The organism is Bradyrhizobium diazoefficiens, from assembly GCF_016616235.1.
Taxonomy (GTDB): Bacteria; Pseudomonadota; Alphaproteobacteria; order Rhizobiales; family Xanthobacteraceae; genus Bradyrhizobium; species Bradyrhizobium diazoefficiens_H.
The window spans coordinates 3267179-3283994 of sequence record NZ_CP067100.1 but is presented as its reverse complement, the minus strand read 5'-3'; the positions used below and the strand labels follow the sequence as shown (position 1 = coordinate 3283994).

Below are 16816 nucleotides of genomic sequence, written 5' to 3'. Positions count from 1 at the left end.
CGATCAGGCAGGCAAGCCCGACGTTCCGCCGCGCAGCCGTATCGGCCGAGGGTTGCAACCATCGTGCTGCACCGGTGACATCGGACACTATCGGATACCTTGTTTGCAGATAGCTGGTTTGGCGAGGATTCTGCGGAGATCGAACAGCAGGATCCAGAAGCAGATCAGGCCGACGATGAGCAGGATGAAGCTGCCCTCGAACGCCATCCCGAGGATCGAGATCAGCGCCGGAAAGGCCACGCCGACGATGAGGAAGGCGCCGAGCGCCATGGCCGGGAGATCGACGACGAGGATCGCGGCATAGATCGCGAGCTCGAAGAAGGCATATTCCTTGAGACGCGGCGAAGTGAGATAGAGCGCAAACATCGCAAACACAGTGATGCGCATCGCAGCGCGGGGATGATCGATCAGCCAGCGGTCGAGCCGCGTCAGGACCGATTCTCCGTCGCGCGCCGGCTGGCCCCCGGCCGCGCGCAGGACCGACAGGGCGAACGGCCCGAGCACGAGCACGAGGGCCGCGAGCGCATAGACCGCGAACATAACCGGCTTGCTGTCACCGAGGCCGACGGCATGCGTGAGATCGTGCACCAGCAGCAGCAGCGACGGATTGGTCTCGAACAATTCGACGACGTGCTGGTCGGGGATCTTGCCGGCCATCGCGAGCTGCCAGCTCGCGAACAGATCGGGATAGAACAGGCGCGATATCAAGATCGGCAATGCGAAGCTGAACGTCGCCGCCGCGATCAGCGCCAGCTTGCGGCGGCGCGGCAGCGGCAGGAAATAGAGCGCGGCCAGCACCGGAAAGAACACCAGCTTGAACGAGGTCACGAGACCGAGCAGCGCCGCACCGGCGAGCTGCAAGCGATAACCGGGATGGTCCGAGGCAGCTGGCTGAGGCAGCAGAAGCAGCAGCGCGATCGCCGTGAAGAGGCCGCTCAGGATCGCGAAATTCCCCGACGCCTCCACCCACTCGAAACCGACGAACCCGCCAAACACGCAAAGCACCCTGAGCGCGACATCGCGCGCGCTGGTCCGGCCAAGGCCGGGCAGCAGCAGCCCGCACAGCACGGCGAGGATCGGCAGGATGCCTCTGAAGTGATTGACCAGAAAGCCGCCGCCGCACACGGGACGGAACACGTCCAGCGTCACCGGCAAATAGGGATACGAGAGCTTGGTGCCTTTCAGGTTCTTGACGAAGTAGGGATCGAGCCCGTTGGCATGGGCATCGACCGCGGCGCAATTGACGCGAACGTCCCAGCCATAGTTCATGTCCTGCACGGCGTCGTTGGCGAGATTGCCGAACACCAGCAGCGCAGTCAGCGCGATCAGGCCGGCGAGCCAGATGTTCCGCCGCGCGGCCGCATCGGCCGCGGGTTCCAACCATCGCGCTGCACCGGTGACATCGGACACAATCAGATACCCTGTTTGGCTTGGTTTTTCGCGGCGCCAACACGGGCGCCCCTCCGGCCACCATGGAGAGGATGGGTTGCTGATTCATCTCCCAGATAGGTGACCCTCGCAGTTATGGTGAATCCCTGGTTGCCGAGCCGGATCGCGGCGAACGTGGCGGCCGGAGGGGCGGCCCCCCGCCTGCCAGCCATCCCGAAACATGGGTTGTGCGGCGCAGCATGACCTATAGAACAACCTCTGATTTTCAGAGGTGAGCTGCTTGTCTGACGTCAATGCCGACGATTGGGTGTCCGCCGGACACCGCCCCATGGGCTTTCCCGAATTCGTCATCGTGATCGCGTCCATCATGGCGCTGAATCCGCTTGCGATGGACATGATGCTGCCGGCGCTTCCCAATATCGGGGCAGCCTTCAAGATTCCCGTCGCCAACCATCTCCAGCTGGTGCTGTCGACCTTCCTGATCGGTTTCGGCGCCGGCCAGTTCGTGACGGGCCCCCTGTCGGACCGCTTCGGCCGCCGCCCGGTGCTGCTCGGCGGCATGGCGGTCTATGCGGTGGCGAGCGTGCTGGCGGTCGCCGCGCCCTCGTTCGAGACGCTGCTGCTGGCGCGCGCGCTGCAGGGGCTCGGCACCTCGGCGACGCGCGTGATCGCGACGTCGATCGTGCGCGACTGCTATGTCGGCCGCCGCATGGCGAGCGTGATGTCGCTCGCCATGATGGTGTTCATCGCCGTGCCCGTGATCGCGCCCTCGTTCGGACAGGCGGTGCTTCTCGTCACGCAGTGGCGGGGCATCTTCGTCGTGCTGATGCTCTACGGGCTCTTGGCCCTGGCGTGGAGCGTGTGGCGGCTGCCGGAGACGCTGCCTCACTCGGAGCGCCGGTCGCTGGCACCCGCCGATTTGCTCTCGGCCTTCCGGCAGACCGTCACCAACCGCCAGACCATCGGCTACGCGACGGCCGCCGGCAGCGTCATTGGCGCCCTGTTCGCTTACGTGTTTTCGGCGCAGCAGGTGTTCACCGGGGTCTATCATCTCGGCCATTATTTCCCGCTCGCCTTCGCCGCGATTGCGGCCGGCACGGCCGTGGCCGGCTTCCTCAATTCGCAGCTGGTCGGACGGCTCGGCATGCGCGTGATCTCGCATGGCGCGTTGAGCCTCTACACCGCGGTGGCTGCCGTGATGCTGCTGACCGAAAGCCTCGGCATGTTGCCGCTGTCCCTGTTCATGCTGCTCTCGGCGCTGATGATGTTCTCGTTCGGCATGATGGTCGCGAACTTCACCGCGCTGGCGATGGAGCCGCAGGGCCATATCGCCGGCACCGCCTCCTCGCTTTACGGCTCGATCACGACGCTGATCGGCATCGTGGTTGGCATGGCGATCGGACAGAGCTTTGACGGCACGCTGCTGCCGTTCTCGGTCGGCTTCTTCCTGTCGACGCTCGCTGCGCTCGCGATCGTGCTGGTGGTGGAAAAGGGACGGCTGTTTCGGCCGCATCACCGTCCCGCTTGAGGAACTTCGCGGCGGCCTCGATGTTGTCGTGCAGCAATTCGAAAGGCTGCCTCAATGGAACTGGAACATCGCGAAAACCGGGCCGACAAGGACGCGCAGGCGACGGAGCCATCAGCTCTGAACGCCGATCGAGCGGCATTCACGCCCCCTTCGCGAGCGAGGGGCTTGAGCAGGTGCGCGACAGCCACTGCTAAGCCCGAAGCTTACTGCGCGGGACGTCTGCTGGCGCCGAACTCGTCGGCCGCGCTTTCAGGCGCCGCGCTGTTGTCGTGCGGTGGCACCATCAGCACCAGGACGCCCCGCGTCACGCCGGGTCTCCCCCACAGCGTTGCCTGGACGGTGAACTCGCGCCGGACAAAGTATCCCGCTTGCACCGATTCCATCCACCTGCCGCAATGATCCTGGTCACGGAAGCACAGCGCGGCCCAGCCGCCGTCCAGCGTCGTCTTGCGCGGAAGGCCCCACTTGTATTGGTACTCGAACGGCCGCGCGTAATGGGGATGATCGGCGCTGTAGAATGCGGTGGCAAAGGCCAGCGAATCGTCGCCGCTCACGGCACTCAACGGCTCGCCGGTCAGCTCGCGCCACTGGCGCGTCAGCTCGTTTGCCGCCTGCGCATAGAAATTCCGGCCTTCTTCGTAGCCGTGATTGTTGCGATAGAAGGCGTGGATCGGCGCGGCGACAAGGACGGCCGCAAGCGCAACGCCGATGACGATCACCGTGACATTGACCGTGTAGAAGCGCTCGATCGGATAGCGCGCGCCGCAAACGATCAGCACGACGAACAGGAACAAGCCCTGCAGCGCCCATAGCGACGGCAGATCCGTTCCCATCGCGAGCGACGTCAGCACCGGCAGCACGATCGTGCCGATCGCGACGTAGAAGAGAAGCCGCAGGCCCGGACTCATGGCCGCGAGGTCGGCCGGAAACTGTTTGAGCCGCCTCCCCGCGATCAACACCCAGACCACGGCGGAGACGCCCATGGCTGCTGCCAGCCCCAGCACGAAGTTCTTGGCCTCGATGAGCGAGCTTGCGGCATTGCCGTTGGCGTGGGCCAGCGCATAGGTGAAGGTCGATGCCCCCGTCGTCGCGAGCCACCAGATGTGCGGCGACAGCACGGCGAGCCCGGTCACGGCCGATATCCAGGGCGAAGCCGAGGTGAAGTAAGCGCGCCGCGCCGGATGAGCCAGCGCGGCAAACGCGAAACTCGCAACCAGGAAGATCGAATAATACTTGCCGACCATCGCCAGCGCCGCCGTGCATCCCGCCGCAGACGCCCACAGCGCGGTGCGCGTCTCGAACGCACGCAGGAAGCACCAGGTCGCGAGCGGCCAGACCGCGAGCAGCACCGAATTGGCATTGAAGCGCTGTGCGTGGAATTGATAGGCCGGTGTCAGCATCAACAGCAGCAGCACCAGGACGCGCTTGTGCCCGGTCACGAACTGCCGCGCGACGAGATCGACGCAGAACAGCGCAAGCCCCGCATTGGCCATCGCCATCAATTGCAGCGACCAGTCGCTCAGCGGGAAGACGGTGGTCCAGCTCGCGGCAATCCAGCCCATCAGCGGCGGGTGCTTGTGATAGCCGAACGCGAAATTCCGGCCCAGCGTCCATGCCTCGAGCGTGTCGGGATGCAGGCCGCCGCCGGCATAGGCGATCGCAAGATAAAGCGTCCAGGCCGCAACGAAGCAGGCAACGAGAAGGGGCACGGCCCAGCCCGCCTCGACAGCGTCGAGCCAGCGCAGGAACGGCCGGCGCCAGCGCGCCGGCGCGCGATCGGACCGTTCGGCCATCGCCTGGAATGCAAAATCGATAGGCAAGGGAATCAAATCAACGAAAGTAATGAGGAAGCTGCGCACATCTATTTCAAGATAGAAATAAATAGCAATGATTGGAAACTGAAAGGGTTAAAGGCTGACACAGACCTGACAAAGTAAAACGGCGCCGCTGATGACAGCAACGCCGCGTGACATTCGGAACTTTCTCATTACAGAATGAAGGCCCGATTTGAAGCGGGCCTTCGACTTCTCAGCGCCAGACAATTGATACAAGCGCTACGGCCCCATCCGGGCCGAGGCGGGATGCCCCGGCACCTGGAAGCGCCTGCCCGTATCCGTGACGTTCGTGCCATCTACCTTCAGGATCGAGAAGTCCTGTGTCAGATAGTTGCCGACGAGAAGGTATTTGCCGTCAGGAGTGAATACCGCGGCCTCCGGCAACCCGCCGACTTCGATATCTTGGGTCTTGCTCACTTTCTTTCCGTCAATCTTCAGCACCGTGATGCTGCCGTTCTTTTCGTAGAAGTATGCGCTCTTCATGTTGGAGCCGCGCAGAATCACGGCAACCGCAACGTCGCCCTTGGGACTGATTGCAAGACCCTCGGGACCGTCACCGACCACCACGCGATCAATGATACGCGGCGGATTGGCCTCCAGATCGATGACGCTCGTGGTATCCACGCTTCCATCGGAGGCACCTGCGTTGCCGTTGTCCGAGGTCAGGGCGATTTTCCCGCCGGGCGCGGCCGCAACATTGTAGGGCCACTGGCCGGCAGGCAAGTCAATCTTGTTGTACGTCACCTTGTCGCCTGCGATATCCAGCATTGAGATCTTGTGAGCAGGGAAGCGGGCGACCAGGGCTCTCTTGCCATCCGGGGTGAACGTCACGTGCGACGGACTGTCGGGCATCGCAACGGTGTCCGTGATCTTCACGTCAGTGCCATTCACGGATAGGACGCTGATCGAATTGTCTCCGCGATTGGCGACCAGCGCCATCTTGCCATCTGGACTGAAGCTGAGCCCGGATGGCTGCTTCCCGCCAGTGAGCGTCGCGGCCAGCTTGGGCGGATCGGCCCGCAAATCTACGACGTAGATTTTATTGTCGAGCACCTGTTTCAGCGCCTCTCCGTCCTTGACGACATCGACCGAGTCGGCGACCAGCGCCATCGTACCGCTGGGATCGATCGCGACGTTCACGGGCGGGCCGACCACCGAGTTCTTCAGCGGCAGGGCAGCAACGATCTTGGGGGTTTCAGGAGAGGCGAGATCGACGATGAGAACCTGATCCTTGCCGGGTGCAGAGAGAACGGGCTTGCCGCTGTCGTCCCACAGCAGCTTCTCATCAAGCCCCACGATCATAAACGGCTTCGCGTGCCCAGTGCTAAAGCTCGTGCTGAGCAGCACCGCGGCCGCAAAAGATAATCCTATGGCAATGTTACGGGACATCTCAGCGTTCTCCCTAAACTATTGTCCAGCCTCTGGAGGGCTGGTGTTGGCAGCTTACGCTGCGGAACATTCGTTCGCCAGTGGCCTCTCGTCTGGACGTGGCCGGCAAGCGGACTTTCTCGGCTAGTTTTATGGGGGCTGCGTCTGACCCTGAGCGGACAAGCTATGGCAGCATCTCAATGTCAGCGGGTCCGGTTCTGCACCTGCTGCAGTCAGCGCAGCGTGAGCCCGGAACGATTTTACCGAAGGTTGTTGAGGCTCAAGTTATCTGATGTCGCTTCTAGTCGCCACTACGTGCGGAAGGCGCCCCTGGAGGCCGAGATGAATGAGATGCCGCGTCGCGCTCTCCTGTCAGGTGCATCCGCTAGCCTCGCTTGACCTTGCGAGGTTCAAACGCGATGGAGGGCGTCACCACATTTCGCTTTTATGCGTCCGATGCGGAGCCTCTTTGTCGAGGAGTTGCGGTCGGCCTTTCGTTCCGTCGAACTCTAAAAGGAAAAATGGCATGACGAAAAGCACGCTCGATCTGGCACGTGCCAGGTTAAAGGCATACGTCCATAAGGATCGGACAGCGATCGAAGCGCTTCTTGCGGACGATTATCACTTCTCAAGTCCAATCGACAATGAGTTGGATCGTGCGACTTATCTGCGCCGCTGCTGGCCCAACAGCGAAAAAACCAGTTCGTTCGATGAAGTCATCGCGACCGAGGATGGAAATCGAGCAGTCATCGTCTATGAGGCAGCTGCTGCAGGAGGTCACAGGTTTCGCAATTGTGAGGTAACCACCGCTCGCGGAGACAAGATCGTTCGGGTGGAAGTCTACTTTGGATGGGATATGCCTCACAAAGCTCCGAAGGGCGGCTTTATCGAAAATGACGCCGGCGCATGAGTTGGAACACTGACGTTCTCCCGGAAGCTTTCTTGGAAGGCTCTGTTGGGAAGTTCTCCTGGGAAGTTCTGCTGGCGAGCGGCGCCGCTGGTGACAGCGGCGCCGCTAACGATCGGTACGAAGGGTGCTGGACCCGCAGCCTCACTCGGATTTATCAATATTCCAGAACACCGGGGTCGCCGGGCCGTCCAGCACGCCGGTGAGCGATTTGCGCCAGCCGCTCGGCAGAAGATACTGACCGAGCGGAATGTAGATCACCTGGTCATAGGCTTCCTTCTGGATCTCGGTCGCGATCTTCTTCTGCTCGTCGAGCGAAGCCGCGCGGACGAAGGCGTCCTTGAGCTGCTCGATCTTGGCGTCTTCCGCCCAGCCGAACCAGCCGCCCTTTTTGCCCTGGCCGCCGATCGAGAGATTGGCGATCGGGTTCGACACGTCGGCCGCGACCCAGTTGGTGAAGAACATGTTCCAGCCGCCCTCCTTCGGCGGCTTCTGGCTGGCGCGGCGGCTCACCACGGTCTGCCAATCGGTCGCCTGCAGGTCGACCTTGAAGCCGGCTTCGCGCAGCAACTGGGCCGCCACGATCGGCTGCGCCTTCAGCGTCGTGACGTCGCCGGGCGCCATGATCACCACCGGCGTGCCGTCATAGCCGGATTCGGCGAGCGCCTTCTTGGCTTCCGCCATGCCGTTGCCCTTGATCAGGGTCTCGGCGCCGACGTCGCTCGCAAATGGCGTGTCGCAGACGAAGAACGCGCCGCAGATCTTCTGATATTTGGCGTTGCCGACCAGCGCGTCGAGCACGTCCTTCTGGTTGATCGCCAGCAAGGCGGCGCGGCGCACCTTGACGTTGTCGAAGGGCGGATAAAGGAAGTTCATGCGTCCGAGCGTCTGGAATCCGAACTTGTTGGAGACCTCGATATTGAGCTCCTTGTTCGCCTCCAGCACCGGCAGCATGTCGTAGGGCAGATTCTCCATGAAGTCGATGTCGCCCGACTGCAACGCGTTCACCGCCGTCTGCGAGTCCGGCATGGTGATCCACTCGACGCGGTCGACCTTCACCACCTTGCCGCCAGCGGTCCAGCTCGACGGCTCCTTGCGCGGCACGTAGTCGGTGTTCTTGACGTAGACCGCCTTCACGCCGGGCTGGAATTCCGACGCCACGAACTTGAAGGGGCCCGAGCCGATCTGCTCGGGAATCTGCTTGTCCGGCGGCGTCTCGGCCAGACGCTTCGGCATCATGAAGGCGACGCGCGAGGACGGCTTGCCGATCGAATCCAGCACGAGGCCGTAGGGCTCTTTCAGCTTCAGCGTGATGGTCTTGGCGTCGGTCGCCTCGAGGCTCGCGGTGAAGTCCATCAGCTTCTGGCCCATGCCGTCGACGGCGGCCCAGCGCTTGAGCGAGGCGACGCAGTCTTCCGCCGTCACCGGCGCGCCGTCGTGCCACTTCAGGCCGTCGCGCAGGGTGAAGGTGTAGGTGAGCTTGTCGTCGGAGACCTTCCAGTCCGCCATCTGCGGCTGGACCTTGAAGTTCGAATCGGTAGCGACCAGCGTGTCATAGATCATGTAGCCATGGTCGCGCGTGATGTAGGCCGTGGTGAAGATCGGATCGATGATCCGCAGATCCGAATGCATCACCGCCGTGATGGTCTTGCCGGCGGCAAGCACCGGCGAGGCCAGCCCGACCGAAAGCGCGACGACCGACAGCGCGAGTTTGGAGGCGAACGCGCGAGGCCCCCGGCGCATCAAGCTCAACATAAAAATTTCTCCTGACGTGAAACTGTTCAAAGGCAGGTTATTGGTTGAGCATCAGGTTCGTTCTTTAGGCGAATTAACCTCATGCAATGCCTTTATCTTTCGAGACTTGCAGACAGTGTTGAGCGCGTCAATCCGGTTTCGGTGCAGGCCGTGGCATCGCCCGCACGGGCTCCACAAGGATCGGTTTGGCTCTACAACAGTCTCCGCTTGTCCCGCCCCGCGCCGATGCAATGCGCGTTCCATCTTTTGCAGCCTGAGAGACATGACGATGAATCCAGCCAATCTTCCGTTTGATTCCGAGGCCATGCTCGAGGGCCTGCGCACCTGGGTGGAATGCGAGAGCCCGACCTGGGATGCCGACGCGGTCAACCGCATGCTCGATATCGCAGCGCGGGATATGGCCATCATGGGTGCGACGATCGAACGCATCGCCGGCCGCCAAGGCTTTGGCGGCGTCATCCGTGCACGCTTCCCGCACCCCAAGCAGGGCGAGCCGGGCATCCTGATCGCCGGCCACATGGATACCGTCCACCCGGTCGGCACCATCGAGAAGCTGAAATGGCACCGCGAGGGCAACAAATGCTACGGCCCCGGCATCTACGACATGAAGGGCGGCAATTACCTCGCGCTGGAAGCGATCCGGCAGCTGGCGCGCGCCGCCTTCACCACGCCGCTGCCTGTCACCGTGCTGTTCACGCCGGATGAGGAAGTCGGCACGCCCTCGACCCGCGACATCATCGAGGCGGAGGCGGCGCGCAACAAATACGTGCTGGTGCCCGAGCCCGGCCGCGCCGACAACGGCGTCACTACCGGGCGTTACGCCATCGCGCGGTTCAATCTGGAGGCGACGGGCCGGCCGAGCCACGCCGGCGCGAGGTTGTCGGCGGGACGCTCGGCGATCCGCGAGATGGCCCGGCAGATCCTCGCCATCGACGCGATGACCACGGAGGATTGCACCTTCTCGGTCGGCGTCGTGCATGGCGGCCAATGGGTCAATTGCGTTGCCACGACCGCCACCGGCGAAGCGCTGTCGATGGCCAAGCGCCAGGCCGATCTTGATCGCGGCGTCGAGCGGATGCTGGCGCTCTCGGGCACCACCAACGACGTCGCTTTCAAGGTCACGCGCGGCGTGACGCGTCCGGTCTGGGAACCGGATGCCGGCACCATGGCGCTCTATGAAAAAGCGCGCGGCATCGCCCAATCGCTCGGCGCCGAGCTGCCGCATGGGAGCGCCGGCGGCGGCTCCGATGGCAACTTCACCGGTGCCATGGGAATCCCGACGCTCGACGGCCTCGGCGTGCGTGGCGGCAACGGCCACACGCTAGAAGAGTATCTCGAGGTCGACAGCCTGGTCGATCGCGGCCGGCTGATGGCGGGGCTGCTGGCGACGCTGGACTAACGCCAAGAAGTGAAAGCCGCCCCAAGTGGCCCGTCCCGCAAATCCTGTGGTCCGGATGGCACGGGAATTGCTGAAATGTTAGGCTGATGGCAACCTGCCGAAGGCCCTGCCGCGATTTGACTCTAATCTGACGGATCCAACTTGCTGGGATATCTCGTTCGCCGAATTTTCGCCGCCGTGCCCGTGATGGGCGTCGTCGCGCTGTTCGTCTTCCTGTTGCTGCGGCTGACACCGGGCGACCCTGCCGCGATTCTCGCCGGCGACAATGCGACGCCGGAACGGCTGGAGCGCATCCGCGCCTCGCTCGGCCTCAACGAGCCCCTGATCGTGCAGTTCATCACCTGGGTGAACAAGCTCTTGCACGGCGACCTCGGCACATCGCTGATCTCCAACCTGCCGGTCATGAAGATGATCGGTCAGCGCGTCGAGCCGTCGATCTCGATCGCGCTGTCGACCATCATCCTCGCCGTCATCGTCGCGGTTCCACTCGGCGTCATCGCGGCGTGGAAGCACGGCACCTGGATCGACCGTTTCGTGATGGGGCTGTCGGTGCTGGGCTTCTCGGTGCCGGTGTTCGTGGTCGGCTACATCCTGATCGAAGTCTTCGCCATCGACCTGCGCTGGGTGCCGGTGCAGGGGTTCAAGAGCATATCGAGCGGCTTCGGACCGTTCTTCGAGCGCATCATCCTGCCGACCTGCGCACTCTCCTTCATCTACATCGCGCTGATCGCGCGCATGACGCGCGCCGCGATGCTCGACGTGCTCGGCGAAGACTACGTGCGGACGGCGCGTGCAAAAGGCATCAACGAGGTCGCGGTGATGATGCGGCACGCGCTGCGCAACGCCGCCGTGCCCGTGATCACCGTGATCGGCACCGGCTTTGCGCTGCTGATATCCGGCGTCGTCGTCACCGAGAGCGTGTTCAACATCCCCGGCATCGGCCGCCTCACCGTCGACGCGGTGCTGGCGCGCGACTATCCGGTGATCCAGGCGATGATCCTCCTGACGTCGCTGATCTATGTCGTCGTCAACCTCCTCATCGACGTCGCCTACACGCTGCTCGATCCCCGGATCCGGTACTAGGGCTAAGGATAACAGTAAAAATGTCGGTCGATAGCCTTCCCCGGTCCTCCATTCCGATCACCTCGCCGCTGCGGCCGCGGTTCGGATTCCTGACCTCGACGCCGATCATCGCGGCGGCGACTGTGCTGCTCGCGCTGATCGTGCTGATCTCGATCGTTTCGCCGCTGATCGCGCCGCACGACCCGATCCAGCTTGCGCCGTCGCAGCGGCTGAAGCCGTCCTCGGCGCAGTACCTGCTCGGCACCGATGCCTACGGCCGTGACCTGTTGTCGCGCGTCATCTACGGCGGCCGCGTCTCGCTGCTGATCGGCATCGGCTCGGCGATCCTCTCGGTCGCCATCGGCCTTGCCATCGGTCTCGTCTCCGGGTTCTTCAAGCTGCTCGACGCCGTCATGATGCGCATCATGGACGGTCTGATGGCGATGCCGAGCATCCTGCTCGCGATCGCCGTGGTGTCGCTGTCCGGCGCCAGCATCTGGACCGTGATGGTCGCGATCACCATCCCCGAGATTCCGCGCGTGGCGCGCCTGGTGCGCTCCGTCGTGCTGTCGGCGCGCGAAGAGCCTTATGTCGAGGCGGCGATCTCGGTCGGCTCGTCCTTGCCGAAGATCATGTTGCGGCACTTGGTGCCGAATACGATCGCGCCGCTGATCGTCCAGGGCACCTATGTGTGCGCCTCCGCGATCCTGACCGAGGCCATCCTCTCCTTCCTCGGCGCCGGCATCTCGCCGGAGACGCCGACCTGGGGCAACATCATGGCCGAGGGCCGCCAGTACTTCCAGATCAAGCCGTCGCTGATCTTCTGGCCGGGCCTTTTGCTCTCGATCGCGATCCTCAGCATCAATTTGATCGGCGACGCCGCCCGCGACGCGCTCGATCCCCGCATGAAGCAGCGCGAGGGCAAGTGATGGGCGACAAAGCGATGAGCAACCCCGTCCTCGACATCAACAACCTCATTGTGTCCGTCGGCAAGAAGCCGGGCGGCGCGAAGATCATCGACGGCATCTCGATCCAGGTGCACGAGCGCGAGACGCTGTGCCTCGTCGGCGAAAGCGGCTCGGGCAAGTCGGTGACCTCGCTCACCACGATGGGCCTGCTGCCCAAGGGCACGCTGGTGCCGACCGGCGGCAGCATCAAGCTGGTCGGCGAGGAGATTCTCACCGCGACCGACCGCCGATTGCGCCAGCTCCGCGCGACGCAGATGGCAATGATCTTCCAGGAGCCGATGACCGCGCTCAATCCGGTCGTTCCGGTCGGCGCCCAGATCGACGAGGTGCTGCGCGCCCATACCAGTCTCGACGCCAAGGCGCGGAAGAAGCGCATCCTCGACATGATGGAGCAGGTCCGCCTGCCCCAGGTCGAGCGCATCTTCGCGTCCTACCCGCACCGCCTCTCCGGCGGCCAGCGCCAGCGCATCATGATCGCGATGGCGCTGGTGCTGGAGCCGAAGCTTCTGATCGCAGACGAGCCGACCACCGCGCTCGACGTCACCACGCAGAAGCAGATCTTGACCCTGATCCGCGACCTCCAGCGCGATCACGGCACCGCCGTGCTGTTCATCACTCACGACATGGGCGTGGTCGCGGAGATCGCCGACCGCGTCGCGGTGATGCGGCAGGGCCGGCTGGTCGAGACCGGCCCGCTCGAAACCGTGCTGCGCAATCCCTCGATGGAATACACCCGCAACCTGCTCGCCTCAGTGCCGAGCCTGGTGCCGCGGTCGCCGCGCGAGGACAGCCGCGAGCCTGTCGTGCTCGAGACCAACGACCTCAGCAAGATCTACAAGGAGCGCGCCTTCTTCGGCAAAGGCCGCGAGGTCGTCGCCGCCGACAAGGTGACGCTGACGCTGCGCAAGGGCCGCACCCTTGGCATCGTCGGCGAGAGCGGCTCGGGCAAGTCGACGGTGGCGCGCTGCATCGTGCGCCTGATCGATCCGACCTCGGGCGGCGTGCGCCTCGCCGGCCGCGAGATCTCCGACATCTCGCGCCGCCTGCTCCAGCCGCACCGGCAGAAGATCCAGATCGTGTTCCAGGACCCCTACCGTTCGCTGAACCCCCGCGTCACCGTCGGCGAGAGCATTGCGGAAGGGCCGATCAATTACGGCGTCTCCCACGCCGATGCGATGAAGCGCGCCCGCGAATTGCTCGAGCTGGTCGGCCTGCCGTCCGATGCGGTGTCGCGCTATCCGCACCAGTTCTCCGGCGGCCAGCGCCAGCGCATCGCCATTGCCCGCGCGCTCGCGCTCGATCCGGACGTGCTGGTTGCGGACGAAGCGGTCTCCGCGCTCGACGTCTCGGTGCAGGCGCAGGTGCTGGACCTGCTCGACGAGATCCAGAAGCGGCTCGGCATCGCGATCCTGTTCATCACCCACGACTTACGCGTCGCCGCGCAAATCTGCGATGAGGTCGTGGTGATGCAGCACGGCCGTGTCGTCGAACAGGGCCCGGCGGCCGAAGTGCTGACGCATCCGAAGGAGGCGTACACCCGCGCGCTGCTCGAAGCAGCGCCCGGCCGCGGCTGGGATTTTGCCAATTTCCGGCCGGTGTCGGAGGGCGTGGCGGCCACGCTCTAATAATGCTCACCGCTGTCGTCCCTGCGAACGCAGGGACCCATAACCGCAGGGAGGAGTTTGGCGAAGGCTGGTCGTTCGGGATTGGATTCCCGGACGATCGATGGATTCGCGGTATGGGTCCCGGCGTTCGCCGGGACGACGCCGAGAATGTGGACGCGCCTCGCTCGACAGCCACCGCATCCGCAGCATTCCCAAAACGAGCTCACCCTATGCGCGGCGCGATTGCTTCCCGCCTTGCTCTCTGCGCAAGGCCAAGGCTAACGTCGCGCACCCTTTGATCGGCTGGACTGAACTGAATGACACGTATCGCCGTCGGCGGCTTCCTGCACGAGACCAACACATTCGCGCCGACGAAGGCGACTTTCGCGGATTTCCAGCATGGCGGCGGCTGGCCGGCAATGACCGTGGGTGCCGACGTGCTGAAGGTGATGCGGCGCATCAATGTCGGCCTCGCCGGCTTCGCCGACAGCACTGAGGCCAACGGCTGGGACCTCGTTCCGACCATCGCCTGCGGCGCGAGCCCGTCGGCGCATGTCACCAGGGATGCGTTCGAGCGTATCGTCAAGGTGATGGTCGACAGCATCGCAGCCGCCGGCCCGATCGACGCGGTCTATCTCGACCTGCACGGCGCGATGGTGACCGAGCATCTTGACGACGGCGAAGGCGAGATCCTGGCACGCGTGCGCCGCGTCATCGGCAAGGACGTGCCGCTGGTCGCGAGCCTCGACCTGCACGCCAACGTCACGCCCGAGATGATGGCGAATGCCGACGCGCTGATCGCCTACCGCACCTACCCCCATGTCGACATGGCCGACACCGGCCGCGCCGCCGCGCGCCATCTGGCGCTGCTGCTGAAGACCAAGCAGCGCTTTGCAAAGGCGTTCCGGCAACTGCCGTTCCTGATCCCGATCAGCTGGCAATGCACCAACGACCAGCCGACCAAGGGCATTTACGAGGAGCTCGCTGCGCTCGAGAGCGATGCGGTTCCGACCCTCTCCTTCGCGCCGGGCTTCCCGGCCGCCGACTTCCGCGATTGCGGGCCGAGCGTGTTCGCCTATGGCAGGACGCAAGCCGACGCCGATCGAGCCGCGGATGCGATCATCAAGCTGATCGAAAGCCACGAAGACGATTTCGACGGCAAGATCTGGTCGCCCGACGACGGCGTCCGCCATGCCATGGAGCTGGCGAAGAGCGCCAGCAAGCCGATCGTCATCGCAGACACCCAGGACAATCCCGGCGCCGGCGGCGATTCCGACACCACCGGCATGCTGCGCGCGCTGGTGCGCAACGGGGCGAGCGCCGCGACCGGCGTGATCTGCGATCCGGAATCCGCCAAAGCCGCCCATGCGGCCGGCGTCGGCGCCAGTGTGACGCTGGCGCTCGGCGGCAAGTCCGGCATTGCCGGCGACGCGCCCTATCGCGAGACGTTCGTGGTCGAACAGCTCTCCGACGGCCGCTTCATCGCGCCCGGCCCCTATTATGGCGGCCGCGAGATGGAGATGGGTCCCTCGGCGTGCCTTCGGATCGGCGACGTCCGCGTCGTCGTCTCCTCACACAAGGCGCAGCTCGCCGATCAAGCGATGTACCGCTATGTCGGCATCGAGCCGACGCAGGAGAAAATCCTGGTCAACAAGAGCTCGGTGCATTTCCGCGCCGATTTCGAGCCGATTGCGGAAAAGCTGATGATCTGCGCCGCGCCCGGCGCGATGCCGGCCGATACCGCTTCGCTGCCCTGGACGCGGCTGCGGCCGGGCATCCGCATCAAGCCGAACGGCCCCGCTTTCACGCCTCTTTCACGTTAACCGGACAGGACCCCATGCCCACCATTGACCGCATCGACGGCTACGCCGACGAACTCACCGCTATCAGGCGCGATCTCCACGCCCATCCCGAGATCGGCTTCGAGGAAGTGCGCACCTCCGGCATCGTCGCCGACAAGCTGACGAGCTGGGGCATCGAGGTGCATCGCGGCCTCGGCGGCACCGGCGTGATCGGCGTCATCAAGGGCAAGGGTTCGGGCGGCAAGCGCATCGGGCTTCGCGCCGACATGGACGCGCTGCCGATGGAAGAGAACACCAATCTGAAATGGAGCTCGAAGATTCCCGGCCGCTTCCACGGCTGCGGCCATGACGGCCACACCACCATCCTGCTCGGCACCGCGCGCTATCTCGCCGAGACCCGGAATTTCGACGGCACCGTGCATCTGATCTTCCAGCCGGCCGAGGAAGGCCTCGGCGGCGCCCGCGCGATGATCAAGGACGGGCTGTTCGAGAAATTTCCGTGTGACGAGCTCTACGGCCTGCACAACGCGCCCGACCTCAACCATGGCGAGATCGCGATCCTGCCGGGCCCGGCAATGGCCGGCGCCGACTTCTTCGATCTCCGCATCACCGGTTACGGCGCCCATGGCGCCATGCCCGAGCGCTCCAAGGACGCGGTGATCATCGCGACCACGCTGGCGCAGGCGATCCAGACCATCGTCAGCCGCAACGTCGAGCCGCTGCAGGCCGCGGTCATCTCGATCACCCAGATCCATGCCGGCTCGGCCTATAATGTCATTCCCGGCGATGCGCATCTATGCGGCACCATCCGCACCTTCTCGAAGGAAGTCCGCACCCTGATTGCCGAACGCATCCGCACCATCTGCGCCGGCATCGCGGCCGCATATCAGTGCGAGATCGAAGCCGACATCCGCGACACCTTCGGCGTGCTGGTCAACCAGGTCGAACAGTCCAAGGTGGTCGAGGAGGTCGCGCGCACCGTGGTCGATCCCGCCAAGGTGATCACCCGCGCCCAGCCGAAGATGGGCAGCGAGGATTTCGCCGACATGCTGCAAAACATTCCCGGCGCCTATTTCTGGGTCGGCCATGACGGCTCGGTGCCCGTGCACAATCCCGGCTTCGTGCTCGACGACAAGATCCTGCCGATCGGCGCCAGCATGTTCGCCCGCATCGTCGAAACGCGCATGCCGGTGGGCTAG

General features: G+C 64.2%; 12 protein-coding genes. 8 read left to right on the top strand and 4 right to left on the bottom strand.

All coding sequences use genetic code 11. The annotated features are described in order from the left end of the window. Window positions 1-87: 87 nt before the first annotated feature. A complete protein-coding gene (locus JJB99_RS15495) occupies window positions 88-1410 on the bottom strand; it encodes a hypothetical protein (RefSeq protein ID WP_200499559.1) in 1323 nt (440 codons plus the stop codon). Window positions 1411-1669: 259 nt separating this feature from the next. Here JJB99_RS15495 and JJB99_RS15490 point away from each other — a divergent pair, with 259 nt between their 5' ends. Beyond that, on the top strand, window positions 1670-2917 hold the full coding sequence (locus JJB99_RS15490; protein ID WP_200499558.1) for a multidrug effflux MFS transporter: 1248 nt from the start codon (window positions 1670-1672) through the stop codon (window positions 2915-2917). Between the two features lie 203 nt (window positions 2918-3120). Here the strand turns inward: JJB99_RS15490 and JJB99_RS15485 are convergent, their stop codons facing one another. Continuing rightward, window positions 3121-4710, bottom strand: coding sequence for a glycosyltransferase family 39 protein (locus JJB99_RS15485; RefSeq protein WP_200500174.1), 1590 nt, complete (start codon window positions 4708-4710; stop codon window positions 3121-3123). Window positions 4711-4971: 261 nt separating this feature from the next. Further along, a complete protein-coding gene (locus tag JJB99_RS15480; RefSeq protein ID WP_246775257.1) occupies window positions 4972-6141 on the bottom strand; it encodes a lactonase family protein in 1170 nt (389 codons plus the stop codon). 505 nt (window positions 6142-6646) lie between these two features. Between JJB99_RS15480 and JJB99_RS15475 the strand changes: the two genes are divergently transcribed. Next, window positions 6647-7030 (top strand): nuclear transport factor 2 family protein, encoded by a 384-nt coding sequence (locus JJB99_RS15475; protein ID WP_200499557.1) that lies wholly within the window; start codon window positions 6647-6649, stop codon window positions 7028-7030. Window positions 7031-7171: 141 nt separating this feature from the next. Here JJB99_RS15475 and JJB99_RS15470 read toward each other — a convergent pair whose 3' ends face one another. Continuing rightward, a complete protein-coding gene (locus JJB99_RS15470) occupies window positions 7172-8782 on the bottom strand; it encodes an ABC transporter substrate-binding protein (RefSeq protein WP_200499556.1) in 1611 nt (536 codons plus the stop codon). Window positions 8783-9050: 268 nt separating this feature from the next. Here JJB99_RS15470 and JJB99_RS15465 point away from each other — a divergent pair, with 268 nt between their 5' ends. The 6 genes from JJB99_RS15465 to JJB99_RS15440 all read left to right on the top strand — a co-directional run bounded on the left by JJB99_RS15465 (window position 9051) and on the right by JJB99_RS15440 (window position 16816). Then, complete coding sequence (locus JJB99_RS15465) at window positions 9051-10181, top strand: M20/M25/M40 family metallo-hydrolase (protein ID WP_200500172.1); 1131 nt, start codon at window positions 9051-9053, stop codon at window positions 10179-10181. A 141-nt stretch (window positions 10182-10322) separates the two neighbouring features. Next, window positions 10323-11264 carry an ABC transporter permease gene (locus JJB99_RS15460; protein WP_200499555.1) on the top strand — a complete coding sequence of 314 codons (942 nt, stop codon included), beginning with the start codon at window positions 10323-10325 and terminating at the stop codon, window positions 11262-11264. Window positions 11265-11284: 20 nt separating this feature from the next. Further along, complete coding sequence (locus JJB99_RS15455; RefSeq protein WP_200499554.1) at window positions 11285-12172, top strand: ABC transporter permease; 888 nt, start codon at window positions 11285-11287, stop codon at window positions 12170-12172. Window positions 12173-12186: 14 nt separating this feature from the next. Further along, complete coding sequence (locus tag JJB99_RS15450; protein ID WP_200499553.1) at window positions 12187-13836, top strand: ABC transporter ATP-binding protein; 1650 nt, start codon at window positions 12187-12189, stop codon at window positions 13834-13836. Between the two features lie 296 nt (window positions 13837-14132). Continuing rightward, a complete protein-coding gene (locus JJB99_RS15445; RefSeq protein WP_200499552.1) occupies window positions 14133-15638 on the top strand; it encodes a M81 family metallopeptidase in 1506 nt (501 codons plus the stop codon). Window positions 15639-15652: 14 nt separating this feature from the next. Then, complete coding sequence (locus JJB99_RS15440) at window positions 15653-16816, top strand: M20 aminoacylase family protein (RefSeq protein ID WP_200499551.1); 1164 nt, start codon at window positions 15653-15655, stop codon at window positions 16814-16816.

Coding starts and splice junctions, on each gene's coding strand:
- JJB99_RS15470 (WP_200499556.1), bottom strand. CDS start 8,782: ATGTTGAGCTTGATGCGCCGGGGGCCTCGCGCGTTCGCCTCCAAACTC.
- JJB99_RS15485 (WP_200500174.1), bottom strand. CDS start 4,710: ATGGCCGAACGGTCCGATCGCGCGCCGGCGCGCTGGCGCCGGCCGTTC.
- JJB99_RS15445 (WP_200499552.1), top strand. CDS start 14,133: ATGACACGTATCGCCGTCGGCGGCTTCCTGCACGAGACCAACACATTC.
- JJB99_RS15480 (WP_246775257.1), bottom strand. CDS start 6,141: ATGTCCCGTAACATTGCCATAGGATTATCTTTTGCGGCCGCGGTGCTG.
- JJB99_RS15440 (WP_200499551.1), top strand. CDS start 15,653: ATGCCCACCATTGACCGCATCGACGGCTACGCCGACGAACTCACCGCT.
- JJB99_RS15455 (WP_200499554.1), top strand. CDS start 11,285: ATGTCGGTCGATAGCCTTCCCCGGTCCTCCATTCCGATCACCTCGCCG.
- JJB99_RS15475 (WP_200499557.1), top strand. CDS start 6,647: ATGACGAAAAGCACGCTCGATCTGGCACGTGCCAGGTTAAAGGCATAC.
- JJB99_RS15450 (WP_200499553.1), top strand. CDS start 12,187: ATGAGCAACCCCGTCCTCGACATCAACAACCTCATTGTGTCCGTCGGC.
- JJB99_RS15465 (WP_200500172.1), top strand. CDS start 9,051: ATGAATCCAGCCAATCTTCCGTTTGATTCCGAGGCCATGCTCGAGGGC.